This window comes from Kosakonia sp. (assembly GCF_032104925.1).
Classification (GTDB): domain Bacteria; phylum Pseudomonadota; class Gammaproteobacteria; order Enterobacterales; family Enterobacteriaceae; genus Kosakonia.
The window spans coordinates 233,381-241,993 of the sequence record NZ_DAMCGF010000007.1 but is presented as its reverse complement, the minus strand read 5'-3'; the positions used below and the strand labels follow the sequence as shown (position 1 = coordinate 241,993).

The following is an 8,613-nucleotide window of genomic DNA, read 5'->3' as shown; positions in this document are numbered from 1 at the left end:
CTGTAAATCTGCCGTCATCGACTTCGAAGGTTCGAATCCTTCCCCCACCACCATCCTTAAATAAACTTCCAGTCTTACTATTTACTCCGATTCCTCACATTCTCCGTTCGGGGAAGGACGAGAACCTTCGATTAAGGTTCGACCCGAGCGAAGGCGAGAGAACGTTGCCGCAGGCAACGGCCCGAAGGGCGAGGAGCGCAAGCGACGTGTCATCCTTCCCCCACCACCATCCTTAAATAAATATCCAGTCTTACTATTTACTCCGATTCCTCACATTCTCCGTTCGGGGAAGGACGATAACTTTCGACCAGGGTTCGACCCGAGCGTATGCGAGAGAACGTTGCCGCACCGGGAAACCTGACGCGCGTCTGGCAGCCGGGCCTTACAGTGGCGGTAACCGCCGTTTAACCGGCGAGCTTTTCACTATCGACGTATTACACTGCGCATATTCGGCAATGCCATCCAGTAACGTATCCAGTTGCTCAATCGAGCGCACCACCAGCCGCATAACAAAACAGTCTTCCCCCGTCACTTTGTCGCATTCGATGCACTCCGGCAGCGCCTGGAGCATTTTATCCACCTTCTGCAACATGCCTGGCATCGGGCGAACACGCACCAACGCCTGCAAGCGGTAATCCAGCGCGGCCAGGTTTACGCGCGCGCCGTAGCCTTCAATTACGCCGCACTCTTCCAGCCGTTTCACGCGCTCTGCCGTGCTGGGCGACGTCAGCCCCACTCTCGCACTTAACACCTTCAATGACTGGCGGGCATCCTCGGCCAGAGAGGCCAGAATCGCTCTGTCGATATCGTCAATAAGGTAATCCATCATCTTCACCTAATTTTTAAAGGAATTGGCCGTTATGTACCTTACAACAACCATATAAAGCTGGCCGCCGTTTTTTCACAATATGCCAACAACGTTCAGGAGATGAAAAAATGAAAACTATCCCTAATGGCAGCTGGCAGATGAGCCTGGCGATGCTGATTTCCGGGTCGATTGGCGCATTTGTGCTGCTTAGCGGTCTGCCGGTGACTGATGTTGTTTTCTGGCGCTGCCTGATTGGCGCAGCCGCGCTATTTCTTTTTATCCGCTTTGGCCGCCAGCCGTTCGCGCGCCTTGCGTTCCCGGTGTTAATGCTGGCGATAGCGGGCGGTATCGCGCTGGTGATTAACTGGCTGCTGCTGTTCGCCGCTTACAGCCGCATTTCAATGGGGCTGGCAACCGTGGTCTACAACACCCAGCCTTTTATGTTAGTGCTGATGAGTATGTTGCTCGGCGAGCGCGTTACGCTTACGAAGTGGGGATGGCTGCTGCTGGCGTTTTCCGGCGTTGTCCTCTTGTTACTCAGTGAATTGCATCACCCGAACACCCAGTGGCTTCTCGGCATTGCCATGGCGCTGGGTGCTGCCTTTTTCTATGCCGTCACCGCGTTAATCGCCCGCCACCTGAAGCAACTTCCGCCACAGCATATCGCCCTGATTCAGGTATTAACCGGCACAGTGATGTTATTACCGCTGGTGCATCTGCCTGCGGCCGGCGGGACATTCCCGTGGGGTATTTTGTTAACGCTCGGCATTGTGCATACCGGCGTGATGTACCAGTTGTTGTATAGCGCGATACAAAAGCTACCCACCCCGCTGATTGGCTCGCTGTCGTTTATCTACCCGCTGGTGGCGATTGTGGTGGATAACGCGCTGTTCGGGCATACATTAAGCGCGGTGCAAATGGCGGGTGGCGTGTTAATTCTGCTGGCTGCCGCAGGCAATAACCTTGGCTGGGGTGAGCGAAAAAGCGCGCCCGCGACAATGCCAACGCGACAGTAAAAAAAACCCCGCGTTGCGGGGCTTTTTCTGATTAGCGACGGGCGCGAACAATCTGGTATTTGCGTGTCAGGTACTCCACCGGCGCGCTCCAGATATGCACCAGGCGGGAGAACGGAAACAGCACAAACAGCGTCATGCCCAGCACCAGGTGCACGCGGTAAATAAACGCCACACCCTCAAGATGCGCGGAAGCGCCAACATGGAAGGTCACAACCGACTGTGCCCAGCCAACCAGCTTCATCATTTCGCTGCCATCCATATGCTGAGCAGAGAACGGAATGGTCAGCAGACCCAGTGCACACTGCACCATCAACAGCGACATGATCAGGATATCCGCCGTGGTTGAGGTCGCACGAATACGCGGGTTGAATAAACGGCGTTTCAGCAGCAGCAAACCACCCACCAGGCACAACACGCCGCTGGCACCACCGCCAATCATCGCCATCTTCTGTTTCACTTCAATCGGCAGGAAGGATTCATACATCCAGTGCGGTGTTAACATACCGAGGAAGTGACCGGCAAAGATCCCCAGAATACCGATATGGAACAGGTTCGAAGCCAGCGTCATCCCTTTACGATCCAGCATCTGGCTGGAGCCCGCCCGCCAGCTGTACTGACCATAGTCATAGCGCAGCCAACTGCCGAGCAGAAAAACGGCGCCGGCAATATACGGATAGATGTCAAAGAAGAACATATTAAGGAAGTGCATTAGCGCTCTCCTCCTGTTGAGATATTCAGATATTGCGGCGCAACGGCACCGGCAAAACGACGCTGATGCGCAGTGATGTCGGCATCACCGCAGCCCTGTTCGGCGAAGAATTTCACCTGCTCTTCTTCCCACACAGCATCCAGCGCCTGCGGCGTATCATCGCGGGCTTCACCGGCAATTTTTTCCGCGACCTGCGCGCTATCCACCTGCGTATTCGCCAGCGATAACAGCGCGTCGAACAGCGTTGCATAATGGCTTTCGCGCTGCGCTAAACGCGCTTTTAACAGCGCGAGGATCGGCGCGATATCCTGCAAACCACCGATAGCCTCAGACCGGGGCAGCTGTGCCAGATATTCCAGATAGAGCGGCAGATGGTCCGGCAATTCACGGCTATCCAGTTGCAGGCCGTGGCGCTCATACTGCGCCAGCAGATCGACCATCGCCTGCCCGCGATCGCGGGATTCACCGTGGACGTGTTCGAACAGCAGCAGCGAGGTTGCGCGGCCACGATCGAACAATTCGCTGTAGTTCGCCTGTGCATCCAGCAGATCCTGAGACGTTAGATCCCGCAGGAAGACGCCAACCTGTTGAGCGTCGGCTTTGGTCAGGTTTTCACCCGACGCCAGCGCATCGAAAACTTCCTGCTGATGCTGCCATAAGGCAGCGTCCGGGTACTCAAGCAAACGGGAAATAACCACCAGTTCAATCATGGGTGCGGCTCCGTTTTCACTGTCACATCCACCGCGTCAATACGACGGCTGTTAAACAGATTGAATTTGGTGTCCGAACCGTGGCAACCATCGCCGAAGCTAAAGCCACAACCGTTTTTCTCCGGGAAGGCTTCACGCGCCAGCTCGCGGTGGCTCGACGGCACCACGAAACGATCTTCATAGTTAGCAATCGCGAGGTAACGGTACATCTCCTGCGCCTGGGCGGTTGTCAGGCCAACTTCTTCCAGCGCGCGGGTATCTTCAATGCCATCCACGGTTTCCGCACGTTTGAAGTGGCGCATTGCCAACATACGTTTTAGCGCCAGCAGAACCGGACCGGTATCGCCTGCGGTCAGCAGGTTTGCCAGGTACTGCACCGGAATACGCAGACTTTCCACATCCGGCAGAATACCGTTGCTGCCCAGTTCGCCCGCATCAGCGGCAGACTGAATCGGTGACAGAGGTGGCACGTACCAGACCATCGGCAACGTGCGGTATTCCGGATGCAGCGGCAGCGCCAGTTTCCAGTCCATCGCCATTTTGTAAACCGGCGATTTCTGCGCCGCGTCAATCACGCTCTGCGGCACGCCATCTTCCAGCGCCTGAGCAATCACCGCCGGGTCGTTTGGATCGAGGAACACATCCAGTTGACGCTGGTAGAGATCTTTTTCACTCTCCGTGCTGGCGGCATTTTCAATCGCGTCGGCGTCGTACAGCAGAACGCCGAGGTAACGAATACGGCCCACACAGGTTTCCGCGCAGACTGTCGGCATGCCCGCTTCAATGCGCGGGTAGCAGAAAATGCACTTCTCCGATTTGCCACTCTTCCAGTTGAAGTAGATTTTTTTGTACGGGCAGCCGGTCACGCACATGCGCCAGCCGCGGCATTTATCCTGATCGATCAGCACAATGCCGTCTTCTTCACGCTTGTAGATAGCACCGCTCGGGCAGGTCGCGACACAGGCCGGGTTCAGGCAGTGTTCGCACAGGCGCGGCAGATACATCATGAAGGTGTTTTCAAACTGACCGTACATCGCCTTCTGCATGTTCTCGAAGTTCTGATCGCGGCTCAGCTTGTCGAACTCACCGCCCAAATCATCTTCCCAGTTCGGGCCAGCGGTGATTTTGTCCATCCGCTGACCGGTTATTACCGAACGCGGGCGGGCAATCGGCTGATGTTTGCCTTCCGGCGCGTTATGCAGGCGCTGGTAGTCAAAATCGAACGGCTCGTAGTAATCATCAATTTCCGGCATGTGCGGGTTAGCGAAAATTTTACCCAGCAACATCGGACGGTTACCCATGCGCGGTTGCAGTTTGCCGTTGATTTTGCGGATCCAACCGCCCTTCCATTTTTCCTGGTTTTCCCAGTCGGTCGGGAAGCCGGTGCCCGGTTTGGTTTCCACGTTGTTGAACCACGCGTACTCCATCCCTTCCCGGCTGGTCCAGACGTTTTTACAGGTCACTGAACAGGTATGACAGCCGATGCACTTATCGAGATTCAGCACCATGCCGACTTGTGAACGAATTTTCATTTTGCGCTCTCCTGTACCTGGTCATTGCCTTCGCCATCCAACCAGTTAATGTTCTTCATCTTACGCACCACCACGAACTCATCGCGGTTGGAACCGACCGTGCCGTAGTAGTTAAAGCCATAAGCCAGCTGGGCGTAGCCGCCGATCATATGGGTCGGTTTCGGGGTAATACGGGTAACGGAGTTGTGGATACCGCCGCGCTGCCCGGTAATTTCTGACCCCGGTAGGTTCACAATACGTTCCTGCGCGTGGTACATCATGGTCATACCGGCCGGCACACGCTGGCTGACAACCGCACGAGCCGTCAAGGCACCGTTGGCGTTAAAGACTTCGATCCAGTCGTTATCCTCAATGCCGATCTCTTTGGCATCTTTATCGCTCATCCACACCACCGGACCACCGCGCCCCAGCGTCAGCATCAGCAGGTTGTCGCTGTAGGTGGAGTGGATACCCCATTTCTGGTGCGGCGTCAGGAAGTTCAGCGCTTTTTCCGGGTTACCGTTAGATTTCGTACCCATCACTTCTTTCACCGAATGGGTATCAATCGGCGGACGGTAAACCAGCAGGCTTTCGCCGAAGTCACGCATCCATTGATGATCCTGATACAACTGCTGGCGACCGGAGAGCGTGCGCCACGGAATCAGCTCATGGACGTTGGTGTAACCGGCGTTGTAGGAAACGTGCTCATCTTCAAGACCAGACCAGGTGGGGCTGGAGATGATTTTGCGCGGCTGCGCCTGAATATCGCGGAAGCGAATTTTCTCTTCCTCTTTATTCGTGGCCAGATGCGTATGGTCGCGGCCGGTAAATTCACTCAGCGCCGCCCAGGCTTTCACCGCCACATGGCCGTTGGTTTCCGGGGCCAGCGTGAGGATCATCTCTGCGGCATCAATGGCGGTATTGAGCATCGGCTGCCCTTTCGCCGGGCCGTCCGCTTTGGTGTAGTTCAGCTTACGCAGCAGATCCATTTCGCTTTGGGTATTCCAGGCGATGCCTTTACCACCGTTGCCGATTTTTTCCATCAGCGGGCCGATGGAAGTAAAGCGCTCGTAGGTTGCCGGATAGTCGCGTTCCACCGGAATAATGTGCGGCGCGGTTTTGCCCGGGATCAGGTCACATTCGCCCTTCTTCCAGTCTTTCACACCCAGCGGCTGCGCCAGTTCAGCGGCGGAGTCATGCTGAATTGGCAGCGTCACGACATCGGTCTCTTTGCCTAAATGTCCAACGCACAGCGCAGAGAAGGATTTGGCGATACCTTTATAGATTTCCCAGTCGCTTTTCGATTCCCATGCCGGGTCAACAGCGGCAGAAAGCGGATGAATAAACGGATGCATATCCGAGGTATTCATGTCGTCTTTTTCGTACCAGGTAGCGGTTGGCAGCACAATATCCGAGTAGAGACAGGTGCTGGACAGGCGGAAGTCGAGAGTCACCACCAGATCCAGTTTGCCGTCGAGACCGTTGTCATGCCATTCCACCTCTTCCGGTTTCACACCGCCCTGTTTGCCCAGATCTTTGCCTTGAATACCGTGTTCGGTGCCCAGCAAGTACTTGAGCATAAACTCGTGGCCCTTACCGGAAGAACCCAGCAGGTTGGAACGCCAGATAAACAGGTTACGCGGGTGGTTTTTGCCGTTTTCCGGCTGTTCCGCTGCGAAACGCAGCGAACCGTCTTTCAGCGATTTAACGGTGTAATCGACCGCGCTCATGCCCGCTTTTTCCGCTTCAGCGGCGATACGCAGCGGGTTGGTGCCCAGTTGCGGCGCGGACGGCAGCCAGCCCATACGTTCAGCGCGCACGTTAAAGTCAATCAGATGGCCGGTATAGCGGGATTTATCCGCTAACGGCGACAGGAATTCCTGCGCAGTTACTGTTTCGTAACGCCACTGGCTGGAGTGGTTATAGAAGTAGGAGGTGCTGTTCATGTGACGCGCCGGACGCTGCCAGTCGAGGGCAAATGCCAGCGGCTGCCAGCCGGTTTGTGGACGCAGTTTTTCCTGGCCAACATAGTGCGCCCAGCCGCCGCCGCTCTGTCCCACACAACCGCAGAAGACCAGCATGTTGATGATCCCACGGTAGTTCATATCGAGGTGATACCAGTGGTTCATCCCGGCACCGATGATAACCATCGAGCGGCCATGCGTTTTATCGGCGTTATCGGCAAATTCACGGGCGATGCGGATAATTTGCACCTGTGAAACCCCGGTGACTTTCTCAGCCCAGGCCGGTGTGTAAGCTTTGACTTCGTCATAACGGGTTGCGCAGTTTTCATCACCCAGACCGCGATCAAGGCCGTAGTTCGCCATGGTCAGGTCGTAAACCGTGGTCACCAGCGCGGTGGAACCGTCAGCTAATTGCAGGCGTTTAACCGGCAGTTTGTGCATCAGGATATTATCAAGTTCAACGCCAGCGAAATGCTCGGTGTTGTCGCCACCGAAGTACGGGAAACCGACCTGCGCGATATCGTCGTGTTTACCCAGCAGGCTGAGATTCAGCTCAACATCCGCACCGCTGTTGCCGTCGCGCTGCTCAAGGTTCCACTTGCCTTTTTCACCCCAGCGGAAACCGATGGAGCCATTCGGCGCGGTCAGGTTGCCTTCGCTATCGAGGGCAACGGTTTTCCACTCCGGATTATTTTCCTGGCCCAGCGCATCCACCAGATCGGCGGCGCGCAGCATGCGGCCTGCCGCATAGTAACCGTCGCGCTCTTCGAGCATCACCAGCATCGGCATGTCGGTATAACGGCGAACATAATCGGTGAAGTACTGGCTCGGTTTATCGAGGTGGAATTCACGCAGCATAACGTGGCCCATCGCCAGCGCCATTGCCGCATCGGTGCCCTGCTTCGGCGCCAGCCACAAATCACACAGTTTGGCGATTTCGGCGTAGTCCGGCGTTACCGCAACGGTTTTGGTGCCTTTGTAACGTACTTCGGTAAAGAAGTGCGCGTCCGGCGTACGGGTCTGCGGAACGTTAGAGCCCCAGGCGATGATGTAGCTGGAGTTGTACCAGTCGGCGGATTCCGGCACGTCGGTCTGCTCGCCCCAGGTTTGCGGAGAGGCTGGCGGTAAGTCGCAATACCAGTCGTAGAAACTCAGGCAGGTGCCACCCAGCAGCGAGAGATAACGCGCGCCAGAAGCGTAAGAAACCATCGACATCGCCGGGATCGGCGAGAAGCCTGCGACACGGTCCGGGCCGTACGTTTTCACGGTATAAACGTTCGAAGCAGCAATCAGTTCATTCACTTCCTGCCAGGAGGAGCGCACAAAACCGCCGCGACCACGCGCCTGTTTAAAGCTCTTCGCTTTTTCCGCATCTTCGATGATGGAAGCCCAGGCATTAACCGGATCGCTGTGCTGCGCTTTCGCTTCACGCCACAGTTTGATCAGGCGTTTACGCATCAGGGGGTATTTCAGGCGGTTCGCACTGTAGAGGTACCAGGAGTAGCTGGCGCCACGCGGGCAGCCACGCGGTTCGTGGTTCGGCATATCCGGACGGGTGCGCGGGTAGTCAGTCTGCTGGGTTTCCCAGGTGACCAGACCGTTCTTCACGAAGATCTGCCAGCTGCACGAGCCCGTGCAGTTTACGCCATGGGTAGAACGCACGATTTTGTCGTGCTGCCAGCGGTTACGGTATCCATCCTCCCAGTCCCGGTTGGTGTTTAAGAGCTGGCCGTGCCCATCGGCAAAGGTTTCGCCTTTCTGTTTGAAATAGCGAAACCGGTCCAGGAATTTACTCATCGGGGGTTCTCCTGTTGGAGCCTGTCAGGCTCTCTTGGTAAATCGACATTGCTGCAATTGCGGCGAAGGTAACCCCCACAAAGACAAAGAGAATTGAT

General features: G+C 56.0%; 6 protein-coding genes and 1 other RNA gene. 2 read left to right on the top strand and 5 right to left on the bottom strand.

The annotated features are described in order from the left end of the window. Window positions 1-96: 96 nt before the first annotated feature. Window positions 97-229, top strand: a non-coding RNA gene (locus RT644_RS16270) — RtT sRNA. 153 nt (window positions 230-382) lie between these two features. On the opposite strand, the gene RT644_RS16265 is transcribed toward RT644_RS16270, so the two are convergent. Beyond that, window positions 383-826 (bottom strand): Lrp/AsnC family transcriptional regulator, encoded by a 444-nt coding sequence (locus tag RT644_RS16265; protein WP_313627295.1) that lies wholly within the window; start codon window positions 824-826, stop codon window positions 383-385. Between the two features lie 110 nt (window positions 827-936). Here RT644_RS16265 and RT644_RS16260 point away from each other — a divergent pair, with 110 nt between their 5' ends. Further along, complete coding sequence (locus tag RT644_RS16260; protein WP_313627290.1) at window positions 937-1,824, top strand: DMT family transporter; 888 nt, start codon at window positions 937-939, stop codon at window positions 1,822-1,824. Between the two features lie 31 nt (window positions 1,825-1,855). Here the strand turns inward: RT644_RS16260 and narI are convergent, their stop codons facing one another. Genes narI through RT644_RS16240 form a run of 4 tightly spaced genes read right to left on the bottom strand, consistent with a single transcriptional unit; the run spans window position 1,856 to window position 8,515 of the window. Further along, window positions 1,856-2,533 carry a respiratory nitrate reductase subunit gamma gene (gene narI, locus RT644_RS16255; protein WP_097405890.1) on the bottom strand — a complete coding sequence of 226 codons (678 nt, stop codon included), beginning with the start codon at window positions 2,531-2,533 and terminating at the stop codon, window positions 1,856-1,858. After that, window positions 2,533-3,243: a nitrate reductase molybdenum cofactor assembly chaperone gene (gene narJ / locus RT644_RS16250; RefSeq protein ID WP_313627289.1), complete on the bottom strand. Its 711-nt coding sequence runs from the start codon at window positions 3,241-3,243 to the stop codon at window positions 2,533-2,535. Before narJ ends, narI begins: the two co-directional genes overlap by 1 nt. Continuing rightward, window positions 3,240-4,775 carry a nitrate reductase subunit beta gene (narH, locus tag RT644_RS16245; RefSeq protein ID WP_249881715.1) on the bottom strand — a complete coding sequence of 512 codons (1,536 nt, stop codon included), beginning with the start codon at window positions 4,773-4,775 and terminating at the stop codon, window positions 3,240-3,242. Before narH ends, narJ begins: the two co-directional genes overlap by 4 nt. Further along, window positions 4,772-8,515 (bottom strand): nitrate reductase subunit alpha, encoded by a 3,744-nt coding sequence (locus tag RT644_RS16240; RefSeq protein WP_313627288.1) that lies wholly within the window; start codon window positions 8,513-8,515, stop codon window positions 4,772-4,774. Before RT644_RS16240 ends, narH begins: the two co-directional genes overlap by 4 nt. Window positions 8,516-8,613 lie beyond the last annotated feature (98 nt).

Coding starts and splice junctions, on each gene's coding strand:
- RT644_RS16265 (WP_313627295.1), bottom strand. CDS start 826: ATGGATTACCTTATTGACGATATCGACAGAGCGATTCTGGCCTCTCTG.
- RT644_RS16260 (WP_313627290.1), top strand. CDS start 937: ATGAAAACTATCCCTAATGGCAGCTGGCAGATGAGCCTGGCGATGCTG.
- narI (WP_097405890.1), bottom strand. CDS start 2,533: ATGCACTTCCTTAATATGTTCTTCTTTGACATCTATCCGTATATTGCC.
- narJ (WP_313627289.1), bottom strand. CDS start 3,243: ATGATTGAACTGGTGGTTATTTCCCGTTTGCTTGAGTACCCGGACGCT.
- narH (WP_249881715.1), bottom strand. CDS start 4,775: ATGAAAATTCGTTCACAAGTCGGCATGGTGCTGAATCTCGATAAGTGC.
- RT644_RS16240 (WP_313627288.1), bottom strand. CDS start 8,515: ATGAGTAAATTCCTGGACCGGTTTCGCTATTTCAAACAGAAAGGCGAA.